Raw genomic sequence first — 26,354 nt, forward strand, 5'->3', positions numbered from 1 at the left:
ACGGCGTGGGGCCGCCCTCCCGACCTGGAAGGACGGCCCCACGACCGCCGTCTACTTCTTCCTCTTCTTCTCCGGCAGTGGGAACAGCGCCAGGTCGTTGCCGAGCATCCCCCAGGTGGCCTTGCCGTCCGGGGTGAAGTGGAACGACGGGTTGTTGTACCAGCCCCGCGGCACGTTGTCGTACAGGGTGGTCACCTCGCCGCCGGGAACGGTCGGCAGCTCGGAGATGTCGTTGGTCCAGTGCACCCAGGAGAAGACCCGGCCGTCGATCCCGTTGAACTGGCCGTACCCGCCGAGGTCGCCCTCCATCACGATCTGCCGGCTGTGCAGGTCGTAGGCGAACCAGGCCCCGCGCGGACGGCGGCCCATCGCGTAGAGCAGGTTGCCCACGACGAACAGGCTCTCGTACGACAGCCAGTCCGGCTTGATCTCCTCCCGCCACAGCAGGGTCCGGGTGACGATGTCCACCGCCGCCACCTGCGCCACCTTGCGGATCGGGCCGCTGGTGCCCTCGCCGTAGGTGTCGCCGGCGAGGTAGGCCGTGGTGCCCCGCACCACCACGTCCATCACGCTCTGCTCGGGCAGGAACTCCCGGTGGGAGTCGAAGGTGTTGTCGCTCAGGTCGATGAAGGTGAGCGCGCCGGTGTGTTTGGTGGTCTGCGGGCTGGACGCCACGACGAGCTGGTTGCGTGCCCGGTCGTGGTGGATCCGCTTGGTGCGCAGCTGCTCGTTGCCGAGCAGTCCGAGCGGGGTGATCTCGTAGCTGTCCGGATCGATCGCGACGATCTGGGCGCTCGGGTAGAGGCCGGCGTACACCACCCCGCGCCGGCCCTCGGCCATCGCCTTGACCTCGCCGTTGATGTCGAAGCGCTCGCTGGTGCCGGCCTTCGGCCGGTGGACGGTCATCGCGTAGTGGCCGCCCACCCAGATCCGGTTCCGGCTGTGCCGCATCATCGACTGGATGGTCTCCGGGTACCCGAAGCCCCGGTCGGCGGTCTGCCACACGCTGGCGGTGCCGCCGGGCGTCGCCCTCCACAGGTGGCCGAGCCCGCTCACCCCGAGCAGCGCGCCGCCGGGCAGCGGAGCGAGCAGCTGGTTCTCCACGTCGGCCAAGGGCCGGCCCACCTTGGTCAGGCCGTCGGCGGTGACCTCGTACAGGTTGGTGGTCAGCCGGCACAACGCGTACACCTTGCCGTCGCTGCCCACGGTGAGCTGGTCGATGTAGCGGTCCTCGGCGGGAATGTCCCGGGACACCCGCTGCGAGCCGTCCCGGCGGAAGGAGATCAGTTGCCGGCCGCAGGCGACGTGGAGCATCCCGTCGCTGACGACCAGGTCGAGGATCCCCACCGGTGAGGCGCTGAGGTACGACGTCAGGCTGGTCGGCGCGCCGCCGCCCTTCGGCCACATCAGCAGCGTGCCGGGGGCGGCCGAACCGCCGTAGACGTACTCGTCGTCGACCGCGACGGCCGCCGCGTACTGCGAGGTCGAGATGCGACCGTACGTCTCGACGGTGGCGTCGGCCAACCGGATCCGCTTGACCGTGCAGTCCGGGTACGTGCCGATGTACAGGTGCTCGCCGTGCACCACCATGTCGTAGTACCAGGTGGTGGCGGCACCGGCCCGGGACCACGCGACGACGTCGCCGGTCTGCGGGTCGTACCGGTACACGTCCGCGCTGCCGGCGGGACCGATGTAGATGTACCGACCGTCGGCGGCGAGCTTCTGCCCGCCATTGCTCGGGATCGCCAGGTCCGCGATCCTCCGCTGCTCGCCGGTGTGCACGTCGAACTCGCCGAGCCGCATCCGGCCCTCCGGCGTGTTGAACCGTGAGGTGATGAAGACGCTGTCGCCGATGACGGCGGCCCCGCGCACGGCGGCGGTCAAAGAGGCGGGGCCGAAACTAATCGGCGTGAGGGGCTTTTCGGCTGCGGAGGCGGGGGACGAGAGCCCAGCATGCCCGACTGCCAGCGATGCTCCGGCGGCTGCGCTACCTGCGAGCAGTGTGCGACGGCTGAGGGGCATGGGAGTCTCCGTTCGTCGACAACATTACGGTCAGGACCTTAATAATCGGCCTTCTATGCGTCAAGGGTCGGTGAGCGGTTGGCGCCGGCGCGGCTCGATCCCTCATCCCGAGCACCCGGTTGCCCGCGCCGGTGGCGATCCTCTACGTTCTGCTGAAGCGGTGGGCGGTGCGGTCCGCATCCGACCGACACCGCCGGGTGCCCGTCGCGCGGGCCGGGATGGTGGAGTCCCGGGCCACCCCGTCGGCGGTCGTCGCGGCGGTCGTGTGACTCCAGCTCGTCCTCCGGGTGGTGCTGCCCGGCGCGGCTCCGCGCGGAGCCGACGGCGAGCGGGCCACGCCGATCCCCACCGGAGAATCCCGTGTTCCTCAGCCCGCACGAGCAGGATCGCCTGCTCGTCCACGTCGCGGCCGACGTCGCTCGCCGCCGCCGCGAGCGCGGCCTGCGACTCAACTATCCCGAAGCCGTCGCGATCATCACTGCCTTCCTGCTCGAAGGGGCCCGCGACGGGCGGTCGGTGGTCGACCTCATGGCCGCCGGCCGGACGGTGCTCGGCCGCGAGGACGTCCAGGACGGCATCCCCGAGCTGCTGAGGGAGGTGCAGGTGGAGGCGACGTTCCCGGACGGTACCAAGCTGGTGACGGTGCACCACCCGATCCCGTGATCCCCGGGGAGATCCTGCCGGCGGCCGGCCCGGTCGAGATCAACGTAGGTCGGCCGGTGACCACACTGGTCGTGGTCAACACCGCCGACCGTCCGGTGCAGGTCGGCTCGCACTACCACTTCGCCGAGGCCAACCCGGCCCTGATGTTCGACCGGGCCGTCGCCTGGGGCCAGCGTCTCGCCGTTCCGGCGGGAACCTCGGTCCGGTTCGAGCCGGGCGTGAGCCGCACCGTCGAGCTGGTCCCGCTCGGCGGCGCACGCGTCGTGCCCGGCCTGCGCGGCGAGTGCGCCGGGCCGCTGGACGAAGCGTCACCGGCCGCGCCGGGAACAGCCGCACCGACGACCGACGGGCCGGCGCGGTGAGTGCCGTGCGGCGGGACCGCTACATCGACCTGTACGGGCCGACCACCGGTGACCGCATCCGGCTGGCCGACACGAGCCTGCTGATCGAGGTGGAGACCGACCACTGCGTGGGCGGCGACGAGGCGGTCTTCGGCGGCGGGAAGGTGATCCGCGAGTCGATGGGCCAGTCGCGGGCGACCCGCGCCGAGGGCGCCCTCGACACCGTCGTCACCGGCGCGGTGGTGCTCGACCACTGGGGCGTGGTCAAGGCCGACGTGGGTCTGCGCGACGGGCGGATCGTCGCCCTCGGCCGGGCCGGCAACCCGGACACCATGCCCGGCGTCCACCCCGAGCTGGTCATCGGCCCGGCCACCGAGGTCATCGCCGGCAACGGCCGGATCCTCACGGCCGGCGCCGTCGACACCCACGTGCACTTCATCTGCCCGGAGATCGTCGCCGAGGCGCTCGCCAGCGGCGTCACCACACTCGTCGGCGGCGGCACCGGCCCCGCCGAGGGCACCCGGGCCACCACGGTCACCCCGAACGCCTGGCACCTGGCCCGCATGCACGAGGCGCTGGACACGCTGCCGGTCAACGTGCTGCTGCTGGGCAAGGGCAACACCGTCTCGCCGGAGGCGCTGTGGGAGCAGTTGCGCGCCGGCGCGGGCGGCTTCAAGCTGCACGAGGACTGGGGCACCACACCGGCGGCGATCGACGCCTGCCTGCGGGTGGCGGACGCCTCCGGGGTGCAGGTGTCGATCCACACCGACACCCTCAACGAGGCCGGTTTCGTGGCCGACACGCTCCGGGCGATCGCCGGCCGGGCCATCCACTCGTACCACACCGAGGGCGCGGGAGGCGGGCACGCGCCGGACATCATCACGGTGGCCGGCGAGCCCAACGTGCTGCCGTCGTCGACCAACCCGACCCGGCCGTACACCGCCAACACCCTCGCCGAACACCTGGACATGCTGATGGTCTGCCACCATCTCAACCCGTCCGTGCCGGAGGACCTGGCCTTCGCCGAGAGCCGCATCCGACCGTCCACCATGGCCGCCGAGGACCTGCTGCACGACCTCGGCGCGATCTCCATCATCGGCTCCGACGCCCAGGCGATGGGCCGGGTGGGCGAGGTGATCCTGCGAACCTGGCAGAGCGCGCACGTCATGAAGGAGCGGGTCGGCGCGCTGCCCGGCGACGGCGCGGCCGACAACCACCGGGCCCGCCGGTACGTGGCGAAGTACACCATCTGCGCGGCGATGGCGAACGGGCTGGACCGCGAGATCGGCTCGGTCGAGCCGGGCAAGCTGGCCGACCTGGTGCTGTGGGATCCGGCGTTCTTCGGCGTACGACCGCACCTGGTGCTCAAGGGCGGCATGATCGCGTACGCCCAGATGGGTGACGCCAACGCGTCCATCCCCACGCCGCAGCCGATGCTGCCGCGCCCGATGTTCGGGGCGTACGGCGCCGCGGCGTCGGCCACCAGCCTGGCGTTCGTCGCGCCGGCCGCTCTCGACGCCGGGCTGCGCCTCGACGTGCGGCGACGGGTGGTACCCGTCGCGGACGTGCGCTCGCGGGGCAAGGCCGACCTGCCGGAGAACGACGCGATGCCCCGGATCGAGGTGGACCCGGACACCTTCACGGTGCGGATCGACGGTCAGGTGGTGGAGCCGGACCCGGTGCCACGCCTGCCGATGGCCCAGCGGTACTTCCTGTTCTGATGGCGACGTCGAGCCTGCTCCTGCTGCTGGCCGACGGTCGCTTCCCGGCCGGCGCGCACGCCCACTCCGGCGGCCTGGAGGCCGCCGTCGCCGCCGGCCGGGTCACCGACCTGGCCACGTTGGAGGCGTTCGTGGCCGGCCGGCTGGCCACCGCCGGGCTGGTCGGCGCGGCGTTTGCGGCGGCGGCGCACCGGGCCGTGACCTCGGCGAATTCCGCCGTTCGCGGGTCCACGCTGGCGTTGCTCGACGCGGAGCTGGACGCCCGGACGGCGGCACCGGCGCTGCGCACGGTGTCCCGTCGCCAGGGGCGGGCTCTGCTGCGCGCGGGCCGGGCCATCTGGCCGGAGGCGTCCTTCGCCGACCTGCCCGGCACACCCGGCGGAGCGCACCAGCCGTTGGTGCTCGGGCTGCTCTGCGCCGCCGCCGGCCTGAGCCGCGCCGAGACCGCCACGGTCGCCACCCACGGGACGGTGACCGGCGCGGCCAGTGCGGGCGTACGCCTGCTCGGCCTCGACCCGTACCAGGTCCAGGCCCTGCTGGTCGGTCTCGCCGACCGGTGCGACGGCGTCGCCGCCGCGGCGGCGCGGGCCGCCGACGACCCACCCGAGCGGCTGCCCGCGGCGGCCGCCCCCCTTGCCGACATCCATGCCGAAGCTCATGCCACCTGGGAGGTGCGTCTCTTTGCGTCCTGACACCGTTGCGCCCGAGGCCGACCGGAACACTGCCCCGCACGACGAGACCGTTCCGCACACCCACCCCGAACCGGGGGTGGACCCGCATCCGCCGCTGGCCCGAGCCGGCCGGGCGCTGCGCGTCGGCATCGGCGGGCCGGTCGGGTCCGGCAAGACCGCCCTGGTGGCGGCCCTGTGCCGGGCGTTCGCCGGCGAGCTGCGGCTCGGCGTGGTCACCAACGACATCTACACGACCGAGGACGCCGACTTCCTCAAGCGGGCCGGCGTGCTGGACCCGACCCGGATCCGCGCCGTGGAGACCGGTTGCTGTCCGCACACCGCCATCCGGGACGACATCGGGGCCAACCTCGACGCCGTGGACGAGCTGGCCGAGGCGGTCGGCCCGCTGGACCTGGTGCTGGTCGAGAGCGGCGGCGACAACCTGACCGCCACGTTCAGCCGGGGCCTGGTGGACCGGCAGATATTCGTGGTCGACGTGGCCGGCGGGGACAAGGTGCCGCGCAAGGGCGGACCGGGGGTGACGTCCGCCGACCTGCTCGTGATCAACAAGACCGACCTGGCCCCGATGGTGGGCGCGGACCTGGCCGTCATGGACCGGGACGCGCGGGCCCGGCGCGGCGACCTGCCGACCGTGTTCCTGTCGATCGTCGGCGACCCGACGGCGGGGCGGGTCGCCGACTGGATCCGCCACGAACTGGCCCACCACGCGGCCCGGCACCCGATCGCCCCGGCCTGATGCGCGCGGACGCCCGGCTGGTGGCTCGGGCCGACGGCCGGGGCGGCACGGTCCTCGCCGAGCTGCGCGGTGAGACGCCGCTGCTGCTGCGACAGACGCCCGGCAGCGGTCGTGTCGCGACCGTGTACGTCGTCGGCGGGGCGGCCGGCCCGCTCGCCGGCGACGACCTGCGGCTGGAGATCGACGTGGGACCGGGGGCGGCGGTGCGGATACACACCGTCGCCGCCTCGGTCGCCCTGCCCGGCCGGCCCGACGCCGTGTCGCGGATGGCGGTCCGCGCCGTGGTGCACGACGGCGGCGCCCTGCACTGGCTGCCCGAGCAACTGGTCGCCGCGGCCGGCTGCGCCCACCTCGCCGAGTCCCGGGTCGAGCTGGCCGCCGGGGCGAGGCTGATCTGGCGCGACGAGGTGATCTGCGGCCGGTACGGCGAGGCGCCGGGCGGTGCGGTCGTCCACACCCGGGTCGACTACGACGGCCGGCCGCTGCTGCGCCAGTCGCTGGCCGTGGGACCGGACGCGCCCGGCTGGGCCGGCCCCGCGGTGCTCGGCGGCGCGTCGGCCACCGGGTCGCTGCTGGTGGTGGACCCGTCGCTGCCCCACGAGCCCGCGACGGTCGAGGGCACCCTCGCCCGGCTGCCTCTGGCAGGTGGTCCGGCGACACTGTGGACCGCCACCGCCCCCGACGCGCACACGCTGCGCGCCCACCTCGACGTAGAGGTCGAGCCGCTGCTCACCGAGGTGGAGTGAAGCGGGGTCAGCGGCGAGGGCCGGCCGCCTCGGCGTTGTCGCGGCGACCCGCAGGGTCGAGTCGGGCGATCAGGTCGGCGATGTGGTCGAGCAGGGCGGTATCGGCCGGTACGCCCGCCTCGGCGAGGCTGGCCCGGGCCCGCTGGTCGAGGCGGGCGTGCTCGCGGCGGCCCCGCGTCGTCAGGTAGGCCCGGATCCGTCGGCGGTCCAGCGGGTCGATCCGCCGGAACACCAGGTTACGGTCGACGAGTTGGTCGACCAGCTTGGTGAGGGTCCCCGGCGGCAACGACGCCTCGGCGGACACCTCGCTCATCGGATGGCCCTGACCGTCGGCGAGCAGGCAGAGCACCCGCCACGCCTCGGTGGTCAGGTCGTCGTCGGCCAGAACGGCGGCCAACCGGCGGGAGAGCAGCCGTTCGGCGCGGGTGAGCGAGCGCAGCAGATCGGCTGGCGCCCCGGGCACGTCTGACATGGAACCCCCTGGGCCGGTGGCCCTGTCATCGTAGCGACTCGTCCCGGTCCGTGGAGAGCTGTGGTTTTCCCACGTCGGCCGGACAATCATGGGCTCATGTCCGCGCCGGCACCGCCGTGGCTCACCGTCGATCGGACCGTGGTCAGCATCGCGCTGGTGTACCCGATGCGCGGGCCGGCGGGAATGTTCGGCCCGACCTGCGAACTCTGTGCCCAGCTCGCGGTCGAGGAGATCAACGCCGGTGGTGGGGTGCTGGGCCGCGAGGTGCGGCTGGTGCCGGTCGACGGTGGCGCCCCGCCGACCGAGGTGGCCGCCCAGGTGGAGGCGCTGGTGTCGGTGGGCGCCGTGCAGGGCGTGACCGGTTGGCACATCTCCTCGGTGCGACAGGCGCTCGCGCCCCGGGTCGCGGGCCGCGTGCCGTACGTCTACACCGCCCTGTACGAGGGCGGTGAGCGTACCGAGGGGGTCTATCTGACCAGCGAGACGCCGGACGCCCAGCTGTGGCCCGCGATGCGGCTGCTCGCGGGGGAGCAGGGCGTGCGCCGCTGGTTCGTCGTCGGCAACGACTACGTGTGGCCCCGGCGCACCGCGCGGGCGGCCCAGCGGTACGCGTTGCGCGGCGGTGGCCGCGTGGTGGGCCAGGCGTTCCTGCCGTTGGAGACGCACGACTTCGACGACGTGTTGCGCCGGATCGAGCGTAGCGAGGCCGACGCGGTGGTGATGCTGCTCGTCGGCGCGGACGCGGTGCGGTTCAACCGGGCGTTCGCGCGTGCCGCGATGGACCAGCGCTGCCTGCGGCTGAGCACCCTGATGGACGAGAACATGCTGCTGGCCAGCGGGGCGGGCGCGACCCGGCGCCTCTACAGCGCGGCGGGCTTCTTCGCCGGTCTGGTGACGCAGGAGAACCTCGACTTCCACGGCGAGTTCGCCCGCCGGTTCGGGGTGGAGGCGCCGCCGCTGGGCAGCCTGGGGGAGTCCTGCTACGAGGGCGTGATGCTGCTCGCCGCCCTGATCGGGCAGGCCCGCACCCTCGACGTGCGGGCGATCGAGACGGCTGCCGACACGGTGGCGTACCACGGGCCGCGCGGTCGGCTGCAGCTGCGTCGGCGGCACGTGCGTCAGCGGATCTACCTCGCCGAGGCCGACGGTCTCGACTTCACCGTGCTCGCCCAGATCTGACCGTCCGGTCCGGACCCTTGACACGTCCACCCGGCCCGGCCCTAAGATGCTTCCTGCGTGAAGGATCTGCCCGCGGGGTGGATACCACGAATGTCTGTCCACCGTCGGCGGAATCTGCCCGTCGACCATTGTGGTGGCAATTCTTCACCGAGTTCGTCACGGCCGGCACCGTCTCGCCTCAGACAATGCCGGCCTTTGTGGCATGCGTTCTCTCCAGGTGCGCGGGAAACAGTCAATTAAGGGCTGGGAAACGTCCGCGCAATCATGCCGGTCGACGCTTTGCGTGCCCGTGTTCGATGCGATGACGACAGGCGACGTCCACCCGTCGGCCTCGGTATCGCCAACTCCACCGGACCGCACCGACCGTCCTTTCGCTACTTCACTGCACACCGCAGGAGATTAGATGTCACTTCTTTTCCGCCGCCGCATCCTGGCGGGTGCCATGACCCTCGTCGCCGCGGCGGCCATGACCGCGTGCGGCAGCAGGACCAGCGACGAGGGCGGCGCGGCCGGCGTCGCCGCCGACGTCTCCGGCGACACCGTCAAGGTGGGCCTGCTCAACTCGCTCTCCGGCACCATGGCGATCAGCGAGGTCACCGTCCGCGACTCGATCATGCTCGCCGTCGAGGAGATCAACGCGGCCGGCGGCGTCCTCGGTAGGAAGATCCAGCCGGTCGGGGAGGACGGCGCCTCGGACTGGCCCACCTTCGCGGAGAAGGCCGAGAAGCTCATCTCCGAGGACCGGGTCGCCGCCGTTTTCGGCTGCTGGACGTCGGCCAGCCGCAAGGCGGTCAAGCCGGTGTTCGAGAAGAACAAGGCGCTGCTGTTCTACCCGGTGCAGTACGAGGGCCTGGAACAGTCGCCCTACATCTTCTACACGGGCGCGACGACCAACCAGCAGATCGTCCCCGGGCTCGACTACCTCAAGGCCCAGGGCACGAAGACGGTCTACCTGGTCGGCAGCGACTACGTCTTCCCGCGCACGGCCAACAAAATCATCAAGGCGTACGCGGCGGCGAACGGGATGACAGTGGTCGGCGAGGATTACGCGCCGCTCGGGTCCACCGAATTCGGCACGATCGTCAACAAGGTCAAGTCGTCCGGCGCGAAGGCGGTCTTCAACACCCTCAACGGCGACAGCAACGTGGCGTTCTTCAAGGAGTACAAGTCGGCCGGGCTGACCGCCGCCGCGATGCCGGTGGTGTCGGTGTCCATCGCCGAGGAGGAGGTCAAGAGCATCGGCACCCAGTACCTGGAGGGCCAGCTGACCGCCTGGAACTACTACCAGACCACGCCCGGCGCGGCGAACGACAAGTTCGTGGCCGCGTACAAGGCGAAGTACGGCGCGGACAAGCCGACGAGCGACCCGATGGAGGCCGCCTACGTCAGCGTCTACCTGTGGAAGGCGATGGTCGAGAAGGCCGGCGCGTTCGACGTCGAGAAGGTCCGCGGCGCCTCCGACGGAATCACCTTCGACGCGCCGGAGGGCCTGGTCACCGTCGACGGCAAGACCCAGCACATCGCCAAGACCGCCCGCATCGGCAAGGTCGGCGCGGACGGCCTGATCACCGAGGTGTGGAACTCCGGCAAGCCGGTCGCGCCGGACCCGTACCTCAAGACCTATCCGTGGGCGAGCGGCCTGAGCTGACGACGCCGGCCCCGGGCGGGCACCGCGACGACGCGTCCCGCCCGGGCCCCCCGACCAGCAGTACGGGAGTACCCACCGTGACAGTCCTCTTCGGTCAACTCTTCACCGGCATCAGCATCGGCGCGGTGCTGCTGCTCGTCGCGCTCGGGCTGGCGCTGACCTTCGGCCAGATGAACGTCATCAACATGGCGCACGGCGAGTTCATCATGGCCGGCGCCTACACCACGTACGTGCTGCAACAGAGCATCACCGGCGCCGGCCTGTCGCTGCTGATCGCGCTGCCGGTGGCGTTCGTGGTCGCCGGCACGATGGGGGTGCTGCTGGAGTTCCTGCTGATCCGTCGGCTCTACGCCCGGCCCCTGGACACGCTGCTGGTCACCTGGGGCGTGTCCCTGATGCTGCAACAGCTCGCCCGGGACGTCTTCGGCAGTCCGAACGTGCAGACCCGCGCGCCCGACCTGCTCACCGGCAACGTGGCCCTGCCCGGCGGGCTGACGGTCGCCAACAACCGGCTGTTCATCCTGGCCCTGGCCCTCGCCGCCGTCGCCGCCCTCACCCTGGCGCTGCGGCTCACCCCGTTGGGGCGTCGGATCCGCGCGGTCGTGCAGAACCGCGACCTCGCCGCGGTGTCCGGCGTCCCCACCGCCCGGGTCGACCGGACGACCTTCTTTCTCGGCTCGGGCCTGGCCGGGCTCGCCGGGGTGGCGCTCACCCTCCTCGGCCCGATCGGCCCGACCATGGGCACCAACCTGATCATCGACGCCTTCCTGGTCGTCGTGGTCGGCGGGATCGGTCAGCTCAAGGGCAGCGTGATCGTCGCCTTCGCCCTCGGGGTCCTCCAGGCCACCGGGGAGTACCTCACGACCCTCAGCGTCGCCAAGGTGATCGTCTTCGTGGCGATCGTCGCGTTCCTCCAGTGGCGGCCACAGGGCCTGTTCACCCTGCGGACCAGGAGCCTGGCATGACCGCCGTGACACCCGCGCCGCCGAACACCGCCGGCGCACCGGCGCCGGCCGACATCGCGCCTGAGAGCCGGTCCGGTGGCCGGTCCCGCATGCGCGCGGCGGCGGGGTTCGCGTTCGGCGCGGCGCTGCTGTTCGCCGTCGCGCCGCTGGCGCTGTCGGACTTCCGGCTGGCCCTGCTCGCCAAGTACCTCTGCGTCGCCATGGTGGCCGTCGGCATCGGCATCGCCTGGGGGCGCGGCGGCATGCTCACCCTCGGCCAGGGCGTCTTCTTCGGCCTGGGCGGCTACGCGATGGCCATGCACCTCAAGCTCGCCGACGCGGGTCCCGGTGGGATGCCCGACTTCATGCAGCTGTACGGGCAGCTCGACGAACTACCGGTCTGGTGGCGGCCGTTCGCCAGCCCGTGGTTCGCGCTGCCGGCCACGGTGCTGCTGCCGATGGCCGTCGCCCTCGGGCTCGGCTCACTGGTGTTCCGCCGCCGCGTGCGGGGCGCGTACTTCGCCATCCTCAGCCAGGCGCTCGCCGCCGCCATGGTGATCCTGTTGATCGGCCAGCAGGGGACCACTGGCGGCACCAACGGGCTCACCGACATCCAGGGCTTCTTCGGTTACGACCTGGACGACCCGGTCAACCAGCGGATGGTCTACTTCATCATCGCCGGCGTCCTGCTCGCGCTGCTCGCGCTGGCCCGCCAGCTCATCCACAGCCGCTACGGGGAACTGCTGGTGGCGGTGCGGGACAGCGAGGAGCGGGTCCGTTTCCTCGGCTACGACCCGGCGTCGGTCAAGCTCGTCGCCTACGTGGTGGCGGCGGGTATGGCGGGCCTCGCCGGCGCGCTGTTCGTGCCGGCGGTGGGCATCATCTCGCCCGCCCTCATCGGCATCGTCCCGTCGATCGAGTTCGTCATCGGTGTGGCGGTGGGCGGCCGGGCCACGCTGCTCGGGCCGGTGCTCGGCGCGGTGGCGGTCGCCTGGGCGCGTACCGCCCTCTCCGAACGTTTCCCGGGCACCTGGACGTACCTGCAGGGTCTGCTCTTCGTGGTGGTGGTGGCGTTCCTTCCCGGCGGCCTGGCGTCGCTGTGGACGCTGGCCCGCCGCCGCGCCGAGCGGGCGGAGGTGCGCCAATGAGCGACGACCGGCTGGACGGGCTGTCCGTCCGTGACGTGCGGGTCAGCTTCGACGGCTTCACCGCCGTCGACGGCGTCTCGCTGGAGGTGCCCGCCGGTGACATCCGGTTCCTGATCGGGCCGAACGGTGCCGGCAAGACCACACTGGTCGACGCGATCACCGGTCTGGTGCGGGCCACCGGCTCGGTGTGCTTCGGCGACCAGGAGCTGCTGGGGCGCCCGGTGCACCGGATCAGCCGGCTCGGCATCGGCCGGACGTTCCAGACGTCGACGGTCTTCGAGGAGCTGTCGGTCGTGCAGAACCTCGACATCGCCGCGGGCGCCCGCCGGAGCTGGGCCACCCTGGCCCGGCGTCGGCGGGGCATCCCCGACGAGGTGGCCGCCGCGCTGGAGACCATCGGGCTGACCGGCCGGGCCGACCAGCTCGCCGGCACGCTCGCGCACGGCCAGAAGCAGTGGCTGGAGATCGGCATGCTGCTGGTGCAGGACGCGCGGCTGCTGCTGCTCGACGAGCCGGTCGCCGGGATGAGCCACGAGGAGCGCGACGCCACGGGCGCCCTGCTGGAGACGGTGAGCCGTGACCGCACGGTGGTGGTGATCGAGCACGACATGGACTTCCTGCGTCGCTTCGCGCGCAGCGTCACCGTGCTGCACGCGGGGAAGGTGCTCAGCGAGGGCACGGTGGCGCAGGTCCAGGCGGACCCGCGCGTGCAGGAGGTCTACCTCGGCCACCCGGTCGACGCCGGGTCGGTCCCCAGCGGTCTGGAGGCATGATGCTGACCCTGCGTGGGGTGCACGCCGGATACGGGCGTTCCCGGGTGCTGCACGGCGTGGACCTCGCCGTCCCGCCCGACGGGGTGGCCGCGGTGCTCGGGCACAACGGCGCCGGCAAGAGCACCCTGCTGCGGGTCGCGGCAGGCCTGCTGCGCCCGACCGCCGGCACCGTCGAGCTGGACGGCGAGGACGTCGCCCGTCTCGCGCCGCACGAGCGGGTGGCGCGCGGCATGGCGTACGTCCCGCAGGGCCAGCAGTGCTTCCCGCACCTGACGGCGGCGGAGAACCTGCGCCTCGTCGCCGACGGCCGGCGCGACGGCGCGGTGGCGACGGCGGAGGCGCTGGACCTGTTCCCGGCGCTGCGCCCGCTGCTGCGGCGGCGGGCCGGGCTGCTCTCCGGTGGTCAGCGTCAGCAACTCGCCATCGCCCGCGCGCTGATCACCCGGCCGCGGCTGCTCATGCTCGACGAGCCGACCGAGGGCATCCAGCCGTCGGTGGTCGCCGAGATCCAGGAGCGGATCGTCGAGCTGACCCGGCAGTCCGGCTTCAGTGTGCTGCTCGTCGAGCAGCACCTCGGGTTCGCGCTGCGGGTGGCGAACCGCTACCACGTCCTCGAATCCGGCCGGGTCACCTCGCACGGCGACGGGGGAGTCACGGCGGAGCGGGAGGTGCGCGCGGCCCTCGCGGTCTGATCCGGGTCGCGTCGCGCCCGCCGGCCGGTGCGTCGGTATCGATTTACATTGACGGTGGTCTCTACTAACATCGTGGCTGGGAGTCGCCAAGCGCTGCTGGGCAGCAGTGTCGTCCACCTCTGGGACGGCTTGAATCGATCGGCGTCACCTTCTCCGGGGTGGGCACCCAGCGAGGGCCACTGGGCGCCGGCGCATCCACTGGAGCATCATGAAAATCTCACGGACAGCACGCCGTCTGGGACTGGGCGCGGTCGCGGTTCTCGTAGCCTCGTTCACGATGGTCGCCGTCAACCAGGCCGGTCCGGCCTCGGCGCACGGATCGGTCACCAACCCGCCGTCACGCAACTACGGATGTTACGAGCGCTGGGGTTCCGACCACCTCAACCCCACGATGGCCCAGACCGACCCGATGTGCTGGCAGGCGTGGCAGGCCAACCCGAACACCATGTGGAACTGGAACGGCCTGTACCGCGAGAACGTCGGCGGCAACCACCAGGCCGCCGTGCCGGACGGACAACTGTGCAGCGGCGGTCGCACCCAGGGCGGCCTGTACGCATCGCTCGACGCGGTCGGCGCGTGGACCGCGAAGCCGATGCCGAACAACTTCACCCTGACGCTGACCGACGGCGCTCGGCACGGCGCCGACTACATGTTGATCTACATCACCAGGCAGGGTTTCGACCCGACCACCCAGCCCCTCACCTGGAACAGCCTCGAGCTGGTACTCCGCACCGGCAGCTACCCGACCACCGGGCTCTACGAGGCGCAGGTGAACGCGGGCAACCGCACCGGGCGGCACGTCGTCTACACCATCTGGCAGGCGTCCCACCTCGACCAGCCGTACTACCTCTGCAGTGACGTGATCTTCGGCGGTGGCGGCACCCCGCCGCCGACGACCCCGCCGCCCACCACGCCGCCGCCGTCGACCCCGCCGCCGACGACTCCGCCGCCCACCACGCCGCCGCCGGCCGGAAACGGTGCCTGCACCGCCACGTTCCGCAAGACCAGCGAGTGGTCCGGTGGGTTCGGCGCCGAGGTCACCGTCCGGGCCGGCAACGCCGCCATCTCCGGATGGACGGTGGCATGGACCTGGCCCAACGGCCAGAGCATCACCAACTCCTGGAACGCGACAGTCACCTCGAGCGGTTCTTCGGTCACCGCGTCGAACGTCGCTTACAACGGCTCCCTGAGCGCCAACGCCACCGCCAGCTTCGGCTTCAACGCCTCCTGGAACGGCACCAACTCCGCACCCACCCTCACCTGCACCGCCCGGTAACAGCATCGGCGGTGGGGTGGCGCGGCACGCGCCACCCCACTGCCGGCAGGGCCGTGCGCCGGGGGCGGCGGTGCGGACGGACCCGACTTCCAGGCAGAGGTCCGTGCGCTGCTCTCCGCCACCATCAGGAACCGCGACGAGGTGAGGAACGACCATGATTTCCCGGGTACGCGTCAGCGGCTGGTGCCGAAGCGGCTTCGTGTGGATCGAGGTGTGCCTGCTGGCCGCGTCGATCGGTGTCGCCGCCCTGGTCACCTCGACGACCCCGAGGACGGACCCGGCGGTTCTCCGCCAAGAGATCCTGGCCCTGATGCGTACGACCCTCGAGCAGGTGGACCCGACACATCACGGCCACGCCGGGCACACCGCCCCGCAGGGACCGGCCGGAGAGCAGGCCGCGCCGGCGGTCGTCTGCGGAGTGCATGTCTACGGCCACGAGCCCACCGGGGCCACCACGCTGGCCGACGTCCGGACGGTCTACGGCTTCCACCTCTGTGGCGTCGCCGAACAGAAGCGCCATTGGGACGGAGCGGTCAAACTCGTCGGCCCGCTGATCATGGACATGACCACCCGACCTCCCGGCATCGAGGTGGTCGAGGCGACCGCCGACGTCAGGTTCGTCGACCGGCTACGGGAGATGTTCCCCGACAAGTACGAGGACCTGGCACTCAGGGAAGCGTTGCCCGCACCGGAGATGGCCGACCTGCGGCGCCGGTACGACGCCGCCGCCGGCCTCTGACCACGCCGAGCGGCCGCCTCCGGTCCACCGGGCGACCCCGTGGTGGTGAGAGCGCCGCCGGCCCGTCTCATTCGTCATAGCAAATTCAAGGTGGTCTAACTCTGGACCTTTACTGTTAACAGTCCTAATAATAAGGCTCTCGGTTCCGCCCCGATCCGGAAGGGCCACCCCCATGCGCCGCCCCGCCATCCTCGCCCTGGCCGCCGTCCTGGCCGCCGGTGCTGCCACCGTCTACCTGGCGTCGTCCGCCTCCGCGGCCGCCGCCTGCTATCCCACCTGGTCGTCGTCCGCCGTGTACGTCGGCGGCGGCCAGGCGTCGTACCAGGGCGTCAACTACCAGGCCAAGTGGTGGACCCAGAACGAGAGCCCGGCCACGCACAGCGGCCAGTGGGACGTCTGGGCCAACCAGGGCGCCTGCGGCGGCTCCACCCCGCCGACCACGCCACCCCCGACCACGACGCCACCGCCCACCCCGCCCCCGACGACCACCCCACCGCCGACCACGCCCCCGCCGACCGGCAACGGTCAGCTGCCGAAGCACTTCCTCACCGGTTACTGGCAGAACTTCGACAACCCGGCCCGGGAGATCCGGCTCCGTGACGTACCGGCCACCTACGACCTGATCGCGGTCGCGTTCGCCGATGCGACGAACACGCCCGGCACGGTGTCCTTCAGCATCGACGCGGGCCTGAGCGCCTCACTCGGCGGCTACACCGACGCCGACTTCAGGAACGACGTCGCCACCCTGCACTCGCGGGGCAAGAAGGTGATCATCTCGGTCGGTGGCGAGCGCGGCACGATCTCGGTCGCCAGTTCCAGCGCCGCCACGAACTTCGCCAACTCGATCGTCGGCCTCATCGCCAGCTACGGGTTCGACGGCGTCGACATCGACCTGGAGAACGGCGTCAACGCGACGTACATGGGTCAGGCGCTGCGTGACATCCGCAACCGGACGAACCCGAACCTGATCATCACGATGGCGCCGCAGACCATCGACATGCAGAGCACCGGCAGTCAGTACTTCCAGTTGGCGCTGAGCATCAAGGACATCCTGACCGTCGTCCACACCCAGTTCTACAACTCCGGTGCGATGCTCGGCTGCGACAACAACGCCGCGTACGGCCAGGGAACGGTCAACTTCCTCGTGGCGCTCGCCTGCATCCAGCTGGAGAACGGGCTCCGGCCGGACCAGGTGTCCCTCGGACTGCCGGCCGCGCCGAGCGCCGCCGGTGGGGGCTACGTCAACCCCTCGGTGGTCAACCAGGCCCTCGACTGCCTCGCCAAGGGCATCAACTGCGGCTCCGTGAAACCGCCGCGCACCTACCCGGGGATCCGTGGCGCCATGACGTGGTCGGTCAACTGGGACGTCACCAACGGCAACGGATTCGCCAACACCGTCCGCCCCCACCTCAACACCCTTCCCTGAACCCCCGCAGGAGAGTGTCATGAAACTCAGGCAGAAGATCCTGGCCCTGACCGCCGTCACGGTCACCGCCACCGCCGTCGCCGTCGCCCCGATGACCACGTCGAGCGCGGCCGCGGCCTGCTACCCGGCCTGGTCGTCGTCCGCCGTGTACGTCGGCGGCGGCCAGGCGTCGTACCAGGGCGTCAACTACCAGGCCAAGTGGTGGACCCAGAACGAGAACCCGGCCACCCACAGCGGCCAGTGGGACGTCTGGGCCAACCAGGGCACCTGCGGCGGCACCACCCCGACCACCCCGCCACCCACCGGCCCGACCAACCCGCCCCCGGCCGGCAGGATGGCGGCGGCGCCGTACGTCTATCCCGGCTGGGGCAACCCGCCGGCGCCCTCGACGATCACCGGCCAGGGCGTCCGCGCGTTCACCGTCGCGTTCGTGCTGGCGAACGGCTGCAACCCGGTCTGGGACGGCGAGGGCGGCCTGACCGGCGGCGTCCACGAGTCCTGGATCAACCAGGCCAAGGCCGCCGGCGCCACCATCGTCCCGTCGATCGGCGGCTGGCAGGGCAACAAGCTCGGCCCGAACTGCGCCACCCCGGAGGCCCTCGCCGGGGCGTACCAGAAGGTCATCAACACCTTCGGGCTCAAGGCCATCGACATCGACATCGAGAACTACGACGAGTTCGAGAACTACACGGTCGCCGACCGCATCGTGAGCGCCCTGGGCATCATCAAGCGCAACAACCCGGGCGTCACCACGATCCTGACCTTCGGTACGACCACGAGCGGACCCAACGTGCACGGCGTCCGGCTGATCAACCAGGCCCGGGCGCTGAACGCCAACGTGGATGTCTTCACCATCATGCCGTTCGACTTCGGCGGCGGCGCGGACATGTACACCAGCACCCGCAACGCCGCGGAAGGCCTGAAGAATCAGCTGAAGTCCACGTTCGGCTGGAACGACCAGACCGCCTACGCCCACATGGGCATCTCCGGCATGAACGGACTGTCCGACCAGCAGGAGGTCACCACGCCGGAGACCTGGACGCGGATCCGTGACTACGCCAGGAGCAACGGGCTCGCTCGATTCACGTTCTGGGCGGTGAACCGGGATCGCGGCTGCGCCGGCGGCGGTGTGGTGTCCAACTGCAGCGGCATCGCCCAGAGCGACTGGGAGTTCAGCCGGATCTCCGCCGGCTTCTGAGAGCTGTTCCACCAGGGCGGTGGAGCCGGGGAGGAGTACGGGCGGCGGCCCGGACTCCTCCCCGCCCCGCACGGCATCCACCCCACAACCTCGTCGACACCCCTCGGTCGGGCACCCCTCAGGAGGACCGGACCGCGCACCGGCCGCGAGGCCTGGCCGTGGTGCACGTCAGCTCGCCCCGCCCGTTCACCTCCGACAGCGCCCAGTCGCTGTGGAGCACCGAGGCGTGGTCCATCCTCAGCTCGGATCGCGGTGGTGCCGAAGGCGGAGCACCCGGCTGCGCCGGGAGGTCACCACACCCCCGGGACCCATCGACGCCGCGCCGCCGTCGTTCGGCTCAGCGAATGACCTGGCGGGCGCGGTGCGGCGTGCGTCGACCGCCCCCGGGTCACGCGGGTCGGTGGGATCGGTCCACGCCCCTGTGCACGCGGACCGTGCGCTCCACGAGCTCACGCAGCGTGCCCTCGTCGACGTCGTCGAGCCGCTTGAGGTAGAGGCAGCCCTTGCCGGTCCTGTGCGGGCCGAGCCGGGCGAGCAACGTCGGGTAGCGCTCCTCGTAACCGCCGACCAGATAGAGGACGAGCTGCTGCTTGCGGGGCGAGAACCCGGCCAGGGGCCAGGCGCCCGTGGGGCCGTGGTAGCTGCCGAAGCCCACGATGCTCGGGCCCCACATCACCGGCGGCTCACCCGTCACGTCGCGCAGGATCGCGCACAGGCGCAGGGCGTCGGCACGCCGGCGCTCGTCCGCAACCGCCGCCAGGAAATCGTCGACGCTCGCATCGGTGGGAACCGTCACCGGCTGCCTTGATGTCGCCACGACCGTGATGCTGCCACGTCCGTACGACAGACGCTCCTACGCGAGGACCGTTTGCGCCGCCGACGGCATCCGTACGTTCTGTCGAGAGGCCGGACCTCCGGACGCCCGGTGGTGCCGCTGCCGCACGGCCACCCGTCCTCGTCCTTCCAGCTCCGCGACCTGATGCCGGGACGACTCGGCGACCGTTGGCGGCTGGTCGCGCCCGATCTCCCCGGCAGGCGCTCCAGTCGCGAGCGGGATCGGCGTGACCGCGCCGCGCGCCCCGACGCTGTCCAGCAGACGTCGCGACGCTTCGTCTGTCCTCCCGTCGAGCAGGGATCGCGCTCACCTGGCGGGGGAGCGGCCGGCAGGAACCGCCCCGCAACCACGGCGATGCCGGATCGGCATGAACACCGCCGATTCCGTCTTCGACCGCATGCCCGATCGCTGTCATGGTCGAGTCCTGCCCAACCGGCGCTGTCCGGCGCCGGACGCACGACACCGACAAGGAGTGATCATGATGTTCGCCCCACACCGTCTGGTGGCCGCGGTGTCAGCGGTGGCCCTCGCCGCCTGCGGTCCCGCCGATGCCGGCGATGCCGCCGAACGGCCGACGCCGGACCGCCCGGTGACGGCCACCGCGTCCGCCGCGGCCGACCGGGATCGCGCGTTCCGGCAACTGGAGGAGACGTTCGACGCGCGGCTGGGGGTGTACGCGATTGACACCGGCACCGGCACGACGGTGGGCTACCGGGCCGACGAGCGGTTCGCGTACGCCTCGACGTTCAAGGCGTTGGCCGCCGCGGAGGTTCTCGACGAGACCACGGATGCCGAGCTGGACCGGGTGGTGCGGTACTCGGCGGACGACCTGGTCACCTACTCGCCGATCACCGAGAAGCACGTCGCCGACGGCATGACGCTGCGCGCGCTCGCCGACGCGGCCGTGCGCTACAGCGACAACACCGCCGGTAACCTGCTGCTGCGCCGGCTCGGCGGACCGCAGAGGTTCGAGAAGGAACTGCGCGGGGTCGGCGACAAGGTCACCGCCCCCGCACGGTACGAGACCGCGCTCAACGAGGCGCGCCCGGGGGACCGTAGGGACACCAGCACCGCGCGGGCCCTGGCTCAGGACCTGCGGGCGTACGCCGTCGGCGACTCCCTCGACCCCGCGGACCGCGACATCCTCAACGGCTGGCTGCGGGGCAATACCACGGGCGGCGAGTTGATCCGCGCCGGTGTGCCCGACGGCTGGGTCGTCGGGGACAAGACCGGTTCCGGCGGCTACGGGACCCGCAACGACATCGCGGTGGTCTGGCCACCGGACCGGGCGCCGATCGTGCTCGCGGTGCTGTCCAGCCGCGACCAGAAGGACGCCGACTACGACAACGCCCTGATCGCCCGGGCGGCCGAGGTCGCGATCGCCGCGTTGTGACGGCTCCACCAGCCGGTGCGGCGCCAGCCGTCCGGCAGCGCGGATGGAGGCCGCGGTGAACGCGCCGGTCGCCGGCAGGACCGACACCACCGACGCCGAGAACCACGAATGTCACGGTGCGACGGTGACGCGGTGACACTGCCCGCGCCGTCCGGCGAGCGCTGCAATGGGAATGCCGCGCCGCTTGGAAGGAACCCCATGGACGCCACACGAACCGACGAACCGACGCAGCGTCACCGGCCGGCCGTCGACAGCTCCCGGCCCTTCGGGGCCCACCTGCGGATGAGCTGGTGGAAGCCGCTCGTGGTCATCGGTGTCCCACCGGTGGTGATGCTGGTCCTCCAGGTCCTGCTCTATCAGGTCGTGGGCGCCATCGAGGGCAGCGACGACCCGATGTCCCCCGTCATGACGCCGCTGAAGTCCCTGGCCGTCAACATCAGCATCGGCACGTCGGGCGTGGTGGCGGTCCTGCTCCTGGCGCGGATCGCCAAGGTGCCGTGGCGCAGGCTGATCAGCTCACCCCGGGCCGTCGACGCCCGCCGCCTGACGTACCACCTCGTGATGGCCGCGGTGCTCGTGGGCGCGGGGATCGGCGTCGTGGCGCTGGTGGCGCCGGACTCGCCGGGCTGGACCACCTTCGGTGTCAGCGGCACGACGATCGGCCTGCTGGCGGTCACCGTGCTCAGTACGCCGCTGCAGTCCACCGGCGAGGAGTTGTTGTGGCGCAGCGCCGTGCTGCCCGCCGCCGCGTCCTGGGTGCGTGCGGTCCGGCCGGCGCTGGCCGTCGGGCTCGTCGTGTCGAGTCTGGGCTTCGCCGTGCTCCACGGGTCGAGCGACCCCTGGCTGTTCGGTTACTTCACCTTCATCGGCCTCTGCACCGGCCTGATGGCGATCATCAGCGGCGGCATCGAGGCGCCGGTCGCCTTCCACGTCGCCAACAACGTCCTGTTCGGGGTCGTCAGCACGGTGATGGCCGACGGCGAGCCCTACGCGATCGACCGCGCCACCGACTCCGGCGACGCGTCCCTGCTGATCCTGGCGGCCGTCAACGTCGCCATGGTGGTGCTGGTCTGGTCGCGTGAGCGGCGGACCCGGTCCACGACCGCCGGCTAACCCCACCAGGGCAGCGCGCCCGTGCGCAGGTGGTCGTGCAGGGAACGGGCGACCTGGGCCATCGTCGCCTCGCTGCCGGGCTGGGCGACGGCGGGCACCCGGGAGGCGGTGAGTGCGGCGACCGCGTACGACTGCCCGTCGCCGTGGTCCACCACCCCGACCTCGTGGCGCAGGTGCAGCAGGGTGCCGGTCTTGGACGACCAGCGGGAGGCGTCGGAGGTGAAGTCGGGGGCGAGCCGCTGCCGGTGCAGGTTGTCGCCCATCAGGGCGCGCACCCGCGCGGCGGTGGTCGGGTGGATCACCGACGGTCGCCAGAGGGCCTGCAGCAGGTCGACGTAGGCCCGCGCCGATCCCGTGTTGGCACGGGTGACGTCGAGCTGGGCGACCGGATGGCCCTGCCCGGGAGTCGCCGCACCGATGGCGAGTGAGTGGGCCAGATGCGCGTCGTCGGGCCCGAGCCGTTCCGCCGGCGTGTCGGCGAGGTCGCCCGCCCGGTGCCGGACGGCGATGCCGTCGACGCGCAGTCGCCGCAGTTCGGCGGCGACCGCGGCCGGCGGAACGAGGTCGAACAACGCGTCGGCGGCGACCGAGTCGCTGACGGACGTGCTCAGGTACAGCAGGTCGTCCACGGCGATCCGTGCCGGATGCCGGAATCGGCTCAGACCGGTCGGGCCGGGGGTGGTGATCCGACCGGGCGCGACGTCGACCGGCAGCGCCGGGTCTATTTCGCCACGGGCGATCCGTTCCAGCACGGCGACCGCCAACGGCACCTTCACCAGCGACGCCGACGGGTAGCGGGCGTCCGCGTCGAAGCCGATCTCCGCGCCGCTGTCGAGGTTGCGGACCAGGAAGGCGCCGCGCAGCCCGGCCTCGTCGAGGAGCCCGCACGCGTCGCGCACGACGGTGGTGGCACTCACGTCGTCGCGCCCAGGCATCGCGCTATGTCCGAATGCAGAACCGTTCGCAGCTGTTCGAGGTCCTCGCGGAGGCCGGCGGCGATGTCGTAGCCGCGTACGAGTCGAGGCTCGGCGAGGGGACACCAGTGCAGCCCGAAGTCCTCGGCCTGCTGGCGGGAGCAGAGCAGCAGGTCGGGTGAGCTGAGCGCCTTCGCCGCGGCGTCGACGAGCGACGGCGCGACGGTGACCTGGGCCGGCGCCAGTCCGGCCGACTGGCCGGCGCGGGTCAGCGGATCCCGCAGGTGGGCGAGGTCGTCCTCGGGCTGGATGAGGATCCGCCGTCGTGCCTGGGTGCGGGCTCGGCCGCGGCGCAGCGTCTCCAGGAACACCGTCGCCGCCGGAAACGGGGTCCGGGCGGCCAGCCCGAGCGGAACCCGCCAGGACGCCGCCGCCTCGGGGACCGCCAGGATCCCCGCGCCGACCTCCAGGGCCTGACAGAGCCGGTCGCGTTCCTGCGGGCCGGCCGGCCGTACCTCCAGCTGGAGGCGGTGACGCCGGCTCGCGACCACCAGGGCGGCGAGGCGGGGTGCGGGACAGGTCTCGGGGACGGCGACCTGTAGGGGGCGCAGCCGGGCGCGCTCGGCGTCGTCGGTCATCGCGTCGGCGAGATCGACCAGGCGACGGGCCGTCGGCAGCATGTCCCGCCCGAACGACGTCAACCGGACCGCCCGGGAGGACCTGTCGAACAACCGCGCCCCGAAGTGCTCCTCCAGGGCGGCGATGCGGCGACTGGCGACCGACTGGGGGATGCCCGCCGCGGCGGCGCCGGAGGTGAAACTGCCGTGCCCGCTGACGGCGACGAAGGCCCGGCAGGCGGCGACCACATCCACCTGCCGAACCTATACCTGGAACGCATGGAACCGACGACCGGAGGCCGGACGAGGATCGTCCGCTACAACCAGTCGTGTTCGCGGGCGTACCGGGCGGCCTCGTGGCGGGTCCGGGTCTGGGTCTTGCGCATGGCGTTGGAGAGGTAGTTGCGGACGGTGCCCGGCGCGAGGTGCAGTCGGGCGGCGATGTCGGTGACCGAGTAGCCCTCGCCGGTGACCCGGAGGACGTCGGCTTCGCGGTCGGTGAGGGGGGAGTCGTCGGTGACGGCGAGTGCCGAGACGTCCGGGTCGATCCAGCGCTTACCGGAGTCCAGGGTGGCGATGACGGAGGTGATGTGGGCCGGCTCGGCGGACTTGCTGATGAAGCCCTGGACGCCGAGTTTCAGGGCCTTGCGGAGCACGCCGGGGCGGGCGTGCCGGGTCAGCATGAGGATCACCTGCTCGGGTCGCGTTCGGCGGATCTCGGCGACCGCGCCGAGGCCGTCCACGCCGGGCATCTCCAGGTCGATGACCAGGACGTCGGGCCGGTGCCGCAGGGTGGCCTCGATGGCTGTCTCACCGTCCTGCGCCTCGGCGAGAACGGTGATGTCACCCTCCAGGGGCAGCAGCGCGGCAAGGGCCGTCCGGAGCAGCACCTCGTCGTCGGCGAGCACGATTGTGGTCATCGACCGTCCTCCTTCAGGGCCGGTGGCTGCACCGCGCCACGGGCGGGCGGGAACGTCGCGGCCGTCCGGAAGCGCCCCTCGTGCTGCTCCACGATCAGCTGACCGCCGTCATCCGCCAGCCGTTGCCGCAGCGCGGACAGTCCCCTGAGCTCGGGTGGGGTGTCGGCGGTCACGCCGTCGTTGACGATGGTGATGCCCGACCCGGCGAGCGTGATCTGCACCTGGGTGGCCTGCGCGTGGCGCAGGATGTTGGTGGTGGTCTCGCGCAGCACCTGCCCGAGCAGTTCGCTGACGTGGGCGTCGACCTCGGCCTCCCGGGTCACCCGCACCCGGATGCCGGCGGCCTCGAACAGGTTCTTCGCGTTCTCGATCTCCGCGGTCAGGTTGAGCCGCCGTTGGGCGTACGCGAGTTCCTTGGTCTGGGTGATGGTGTCGCTGACCAACGCGTACGTCTCGCGCAGTTCCTCCTCGGCCCGCGCGGTGTCGCGGAGCAGCAGTCGCTGGGCCAGGGCGATCTTCAACTTGACCACGTGCAGGGTGTGGCCCTGGATGTCGTGCAGGTCGCTGGCGAATCGCACGCGCTCCCGGACGACGGCCAGCTCCGCCTCGCGTTCCCGGGTCTGTTCGAGTTCCCGGATGAGGTCGTAGAACCGCTCGCCCACGATCGTGAAGACCGTCACGACGACGGTGAGGGCGGTCGGGACGAGGACGTAGGTGACCAGGACGTGAGCGACGTCGTCCCGCTGCACCAGCAGCCGCGCCGCGCCGACGACGGCGACGTAGGAGAACAGCCCGGCCACCGCCGGCCCGCGGTGCCGCCGAACCTCCCGCAGGGCGAGGGAACCCACGGCGCAGAACCCCCAGTAGGCGTTGGGACTGCCGGTCACCAGGACCCCCAGCGGCCACACCGCTGCCCCGACGACCAGGCAGGGCACCGCCACCCGGGCCAGGTCGTTGGCCGTCCATCGTTCAAAGGCCACCACGGCCGCCACCGCCCCCGGCGCCAGGATGACGATGTGCCACCAGGTACGCGCGTCGATGTAGAGGAGGACCGCGGCGGCGAACACCACGGGCGGTAGTGACGTGACGAGATTGAGCCGGCGCAGCCTTCCCTGCGTCGACTCGGTGAAGCGTGGTGATCTCGCGGTCACCACACCAGTATCCGGCAGCCACGGGTCGCGACCAGTGACACCACGTCACATGCGGTGATGACACCGCGCCACTGACGGGTCGGCGGCGCCCGCGCTGTCATGGGTGCATGTCCACCTCACCCGTCATCGAAGTCGACCGGCTGAACCTCACGTACGGTGACTTCCACGCCGTCAAGGACCTTTCCTTCGAGGTACGGCCCGGAGAGCTGTACGCGCTGTTGGGCACCAACGGCGCCGGGAAGACCTCGACCCTGGAAGTCGTCGAGGGACACCGGAGGCCGACCTCCGGGACCGTCCGCGTTTTCGGGCACAGCCCGCAGGACCGCCGTCTGGTCCGTCCCCGGATGGGCGTCATGCTCCAGGAAAGCGGTTTCTCCCCGGACCTCACGGTTCGCGAGTCCGTCCGGCTCATCGGCCGGCTCACCCGGCGCGGCGACGACGTCGACCGGGTGCTCGACCTGGTCGACCTCACCGGGCGGGCCGGCCGCAAGGTCTCGCAGCTCTCCGGCGGCGAGAAGCGGCGGCTGGACTTCGCCACCGCCGTCTACGGCACCCCAGAGCTGATCTTCCTGGACGAGCCGACCACGGGGCTGGACATCCAGTCCCGCGACGCCGTCTGGGCGACTGTGGACCGGCTCCGCGAGAACGGCGCCACCATCGTGCTCACCACCCACTACCTGGAGGAGGCGCAGCAGCGCGCCGACCGGATCGGACTGATGCACCAGGGCACCCTGCACCGCGAGGGCACCGTGGCGGAACTGACCCGCACCCTGCCGGCGGTCATCCGCTTCTCCCTCCTGGCCGGGGCGCCGGCGCTGCCGCTGCAGGCTGCGGTCGACGCCGAGGGGAAGGTCGTCGTCGAGACCTTCGGACTGCAGAAGGACCTGCACGTCCTGCTCGGGTGGGCCCAGGACCACGCCGTCGAACTGCAGGGTCTGGAGGCCGGGCCGACCCGCCTCGACGACGTCTTCCGCGCCATCAGCAACTGAACCGCG

26 protein-coding genes are annotated in these 26,354 nt (G+C 71.7%); 19 read left to right on the forward strand and 7 right to left on the reverse strand.

Translation table 11 applies throughout. The features are described from left to right. Positions 1-51: 51 nt before the first annotated feature. Positions 52-1,872, reverse strand: coding sequence for a YncE family protein (locus CO540_RS00340; protein WP_172967766.1), 1,821 nt, complete (start codon positions 1,870-1,872; stop codon positions 52-54). A 510-nt stretch (positions 1,873-2,382) separates the two neighbouring features. Here CO540_RS00340 and CO540_RS00345 point away from each other — a divergent pair. From CO540_RS00345 to CO540_RS00370, 6 genes are read left to right on the forward strand one after another with little or no spacing between them, the layout of a single operon-like run. Next, positions 2,383-2,685 (forward strand): urease subunit gamma, encoded by a 303-nt coding sequence (locus CO540_RS00345; RefSeq protein WP_099160299.1) that lies wholly within the window; start codon positions 2,383-2,385, stop codon positions 2,683-2,685. Further along, positions 2,682-3,047, forward strand: coding sequence for an urease subunit beta (locus CO540_RS00350; RefSeq protein ID WP_099160301.1), 366 nt, complete (start codon positions 2,682-2,684; stop codon positions 3,045-3,047). The genes CO540_RS00345 and CO540_RS00350 overlap by 4 nt, the downstream gene beginning before the upstream one ends. After that, a complete protein-coding gene (locus CO540_RS00355) occupies positions 3,044-4,747 on the forward strand; it encodes an urease subunit alpha (protein ID WP_099164512.1) in 1,704 nt (567 codons plus the stop codon). The genes CO540_RS00350 and CO540_RS00355 overlap by 4 nt, the downstream gene beginning before the upstream one ends. After that, entirely contained in the window at positions 4,747-5,439 is a 693-nt protein-coding gene (locus CO540_RS00360) for an urease accessory protein UreF (RefSeq protein WP_099160303.1), read from the forward strand. Before CO540_RS00355 ends, CO540_RS00360 begins: the two co-directional genes overlap by 1 nt. Beyond that, positions 5,429-6,175: an urease accessory protein UreG gene (ureG, locus tag CO540_RS00365; protein WP_305777689.1), complete on the forward strand. Its 747-nt coding sequence runs from the start codon at positions 5,429-5,431 to the stop codon at positions 6,173-6,175. Before CO540_RS00360 ends, ureG begins: the two co-directional genes overlap by 11 nt. Continuing rightward, positions 6,175-6,921: an urease accessory protein UreD gene (locus tag CO540_RS00370; RefSeq protein WP_099160306.1), complete on the forward strand. Its 747-nt coding sequence runs from the start codon at positions 6,175-6,177 to the stop codon at positions 6,919-6,921. Before ureG ends, CO540_RS00370 begins: the two co-directional genes overlap by 1 nt. Positions 6,922-6,928: 7 nt before the next feature. On the opposite strand, the gene CO540_RS00375 is transcribed toward CO540_RS00370, so the two are convergent. Next, positions 6,929-7,393 carry a MarR family winged helix-turn-helix transcriptional regulator gene (locus CO540_RS00375; protein WP_099160308.1) on the reverse strand — a complete coding sequence of 155 codons (465 nt, stop codon included), beginning with the start codon at positions 7,391-7,393 and terminating at the stop codon, positions 6,929-6,931. Positions 7,394-7,489: 96 nt separating this feature from the next. On the opposite strand from CO540_RS00375, the gene CO540_RS00380 reads away from it, so the two are divergent. The 10 genes from CO540_RS00380 (at position 7,490) to CO540_RS00425 (ending at position 18,416) form a co-directional block, all read left to right on the forward strand. Next, the gene (locus CO540_RS00380; protein ID WP_099160310.1) at positions 7,490-8,572 is read left to right on the forward strand and encodes a substrate-binding domain-containing protein; all 1,083 of its coding nucleotides are present in this window, start codon (positions 7,490-7,492) and stop codon (positions 8,570-8,572) included. Positions 8,573-8,975: 403 nt separating this feature from the next. Further along, a complete protein-coding gene (urtA, locus tag CO540_RS00385; protein ID WP_099160312.1) occupies positions 8,976-10,220 on the forward strand; it encodes an urea ABC transporter substrate-binding protein in 1,245 nt (414 codons plus the stop codon). A 77-nt stretch (positions 10,221-10,297) separates the two neighbouring features. Then, positions 10,298-11,185, forward strand: coding sequence for an urea ABC transporter permease subunit UrtB (gene urtB, locus CO540_RS00390; protein ID WP_099160314.1), 888 nt, complete (start codon positions 10,298-10,300; stop codon positions 11,183-11,185). Continuing rightward, positions 11,182-12,312, forward strand: coding sequence for an urea ABC transporter permease subunit UrtC (gene urtC, locus CO540_RS00395; protein WP_099160315.1), 1,131 nt, complete (start codon positions 11,182-11,184; stop codon positions 12,310-12,312). The genes urtB and urtC overlap by 4 nt, the downstream gene beginning before the upstream one ends. Then, entirely contained in the window at positions 12,309-13,085 is a 777-nt protein-coding gene (urtD, locus tag CO540_RS00400; protein ID WP_099160317.1) for an urea ABC transporter ATP-binding protein UrtD, read from the forward strand. Before urtC ends, urtD begins: the two co-directional genes overlap by 4 nt. After that, positions 13,082-13,777, forward strand: a complete 696-nt coding sequence (urtE, locus tag CO540_RS00405) for an urea ABC transporter ATP-binding subunit UrtE (RefSeq protein ID WP_253866308.1) — start codon at positions 13,082-13,084, stop codon at positions 13,775-13,777. Before urtD ends, urtE begins: the two co-directional genes overlap by 4 nt. A gap of 208 nt (positions 13,778-13,985) precedes the next feature. Beyond that, positions 13,986-15,053 (forward strand): lytic polysaccharide monooxygenase, encoded by a 1,068-nt coding sequence (locus CO540_RS00410; RefSeq protein WP_099160320.1) that lies wholly within the window; start codon positions 13,986-13,988, stop codon positions 15,051-15,053. Between the two features lie 154 nt (positions 15,054-15,207). After that, positions 15,208-15,792, forward strand: coding sequence for a hypothetical protein (locus tag CO540_RS00415; protein ID WP_099160322.1), 585 nt, complete (start codon positions 15,208-15,210; stop codon positions 15,790-15,792). A 172-nt stretch (positions 15,793-15,964) separates the two neighbouring features. After that, the gene (locus tag CO540_RS00420) at positions 15,965-17,218 is read left to right on the forward strand and encodes a chitinase (protein ID WP_099160324.1); all 1,254 of its coding nucleotides are present in this window, start codon (positions 15,965-15,967) and stop codon (positions 17,216-17,218) included. Positions 17,219-17,237: 19 nt separating this feature from the next. Next, the gene (locus CO540_RS00425; RefSeq protein WP_099160326.1) at positions 17,238-18,416 is read left to right on the forward strand and encodes a carbohydrate-binding protein; all 1,179 of its coding nucleotides are present in this window, start codon (positions 17,238-17,240) and stop codon (positions 18,414-18,416) included. A 388-nt stretch (positions 18,417-18,804) separates the two neighbouring features. On the opposite strand, the gene CO540_RS00435 is transcribed toward CO540_RS00425, so the two are convergent. Beyond that, positions 18,805-19,233, reverse strand: a complete 429-nt coding sequence (locus CO540_RS00435; RefSeq protein ID WP_253866310.1) for a DUF1801 domain-containing protein — start codon at positions 19,231-19,233, stop codon at positions 18,805-18,807. Between the two features lie 496 nt (positions 19,234-19,729). On the opposite strand from CO540_RS00435, the gene bla reads away from it, so the two are divergent. Both bla and CO540_RS00450 read left to right on the forward strand, forming a co-directional pair. Further along, entirely contained in the window at positions 19,730-20,644 is a 915-nt protein-coding gene (gene bla, locus CO540_RS00445; protein ID WP_099160332.1) for a class A beta-lactamase, read from the forward strand. A gap of 198 nt (positions 20,645-20,842) precedes the next feature. Continuing rightward, positions 20,843-21,757: a CPBP family intramembrane glutamic endopeptidase gene (locus CO540_RS00450; protein WP_099160333.1), complete on the forward strand. Its 915-nt coding sequence runs from the start codon at positions 20,843-20,845 to the stop codon at positions 21,755-21,757. Here the strand turns inward: CO540_RS00450 and CO540_RS00455 are convergent. From CO540_RS00455 to CO540_RS00470, 4 genes are all read right to left on the reverse strand, one after another. Beyond that, positions 21,754-22,674, reverse strand: coding sequence for a serine hydrolase (locus CO540_RS00455; protein ID WP_099164513.1), 921 nt, complete (start codon positions 22,672-22,674; stop codon positions 21,754-21,756). The genes CO540_RS00450 and CO540_RS00455 overlap by 4 nt on opposite strands. Next, complete coding sequence (locus CO540_RS00460; protein ID WP_099160335.1) at positions 22,671-23,543, reverse strand: LysR family transcriptional regulator; 873 nt, start codon at positions 23,541-23,543, stop codon at positions 22,671-22,673. Before CO540_RS00460 ends, CO540_RS00455 begins: the two co-directional genes overlap by 4 nt. A 62-nt stretch (positions 23,544-23,605) precedes the next feature. Beyond that, positions 23,606-24,208, reverse strand: a complete 603-nt coding sequence (locus CO540_RS00465) for a response regulator transcription factor (RefSeq protein WP_099160337.1) — start codon at positions 24,206-24,208, stop codon at positions 23,606-23,608. Then, positions 24,205-25,359 (reverse strand): sensor histidine kinase, encoded by a 1,155-nt coding sequence (locus tag CO540_RS00470; RefSeq protein ID WP_099164514.1) that lies wholly within the window; start codon positions 25,357-25,359, stop codon positions 24,205-24,207. The genes CO540_RS00465 and CO540_RS00470 overlap by 4 nt, the downstream gene beginning before the upstream one ends. Before the next feature lie 107 nt (positions 25,360-25,466). On the opposite strand from CO540_RS00470, the gene CO540_RS00475 reads away from it, so the two are divergent. After that, positions 25,467-26,348: an ABC transporter ATP-binding protein gene (locus tag CO540_RS00475; RefSeq protein ID WP_099160340.1), complete on the forward strand. Its 882-nt coding sequence runs from the start codon at positions 25,467-25,469 to the stop codon at positions 26,346-26,348. Positions 26,349-26,354: the final 6 nt, after the last annotated feature.

The organism is Micromonospora sp. WMMA2032 (genome assembly GCF_002688545.1).
Taxonomy (GTDB): domain Bacteria; phylum Actinomycetota; class Actinomycetes; order Mycobacteriales; family Micromonosporaceae; genus Micromonospora; species Micromonospora sediminicola.

Coding starts and splice junctions, on each gene's coding strand:
- CO540_RS00360 (WP_099160303.1), top strand. CDS start 4,747: ATGGCGACGTCGAGCCTGCTCCTGCTGCTGGCCGACGGTCGCTTCCCG.
- CO540_RS00370 (WP_099160306.1), top strand. CDS start 6,175: ATGCGCGCGGACGCCCGGCTGGTGGCTCGGGCCGACGGCCGGGGCGGC.
- CO540_RS00375 (WP_099160308.1), bottom strand. CDS start 7,393: ATGTCAGACGTGCCCGGGGCGCCAGCCGATCTGCTGCGCTCGCTCACC.
- CO540_RS00380 (WP_099160310.1), top strand. CDS start 7,490: ATGTCCGCGCCGGCACCGCCGTGGCTCACCGTCGATCGGACCGTGGTC.
- urtA (WP_099160312.1), top strand. CDS start 8,976: ATGTCACTTCTTTTCCGCCGCCGCATCCTGGCGGGTGCCATGACCCTC.
- urtC (WP_099160315.1), top strand. CDS start 11,182: ATGACCGCCGTGACACCCGCGCCGCCGAACACCGCCGGCGCACCGGCG.
- urtD (WP_099160317.1), top strand. CDS start 12,309: ATGAGCGACGACCGGCTGGACGGGCTGTCCGTCCGTGACGTGCGGGTC.
- urtE (WP_253866308.1), top strand. CDS start 13,082: ATGATGCTGACCCTGCGTGGGGTGCACGCCGGATACGGGCGTTCCCGG.
- CO540_RS00410 (WP_099160320.1), top strand. CDS start 13,986: ATGAAAATCTCACGGACAGCACGCCGTCTGGGACTGGGCGCGGTCGCG.
- CO540_RS00415 (WP_099160322.1), top strand. CDS start 15,208: ATGATTTCCCGGGTACGCGTCAGCGGCTGGTGCCGAAGCGGCTTCGTG.
- CO540_RS00420 (WP_099160324.1), top strand. CDS start 15,965: ATGCGCCGCCCCGCCATCCTCGCCCTGGCCGCCGTCCTGGCCGCCGGT.
- CO540_RS00425 (WP_099160326.1), top strand. CDS start 17,238: ATGAAACTCAGGCAGAAGATCCTGGCCCTGACCGCCGTCACGGTCACC.
- bla (WP_099160332.1), top strand. CDS start 19,730: ATGATGTTCGCCCCACACCGTCTGGTGGCCGCGGTGTCAGCGGTGGCC.
- CO540_RS00450 (WP_099160333.1), top strand. CDS start 20,843: ATGGACGCCACACGAACCGACGAACCGACGCAGCGTCACCGGCCGGCC.
- CO540_RS00465 (WP_099160337.1), bottom strand. CDS start 24,208: ATGACCACAATCGTGCTCGCCGACGACGAGGTGCTGCTCCGGACGGCC.
- CO540_RS00475 (WP_099160340.1), top strand. CDS start 25,467: ATGTCCACCTCACCCGTCATCGAAGTCGACCGGCTGAACCTCACGTAC.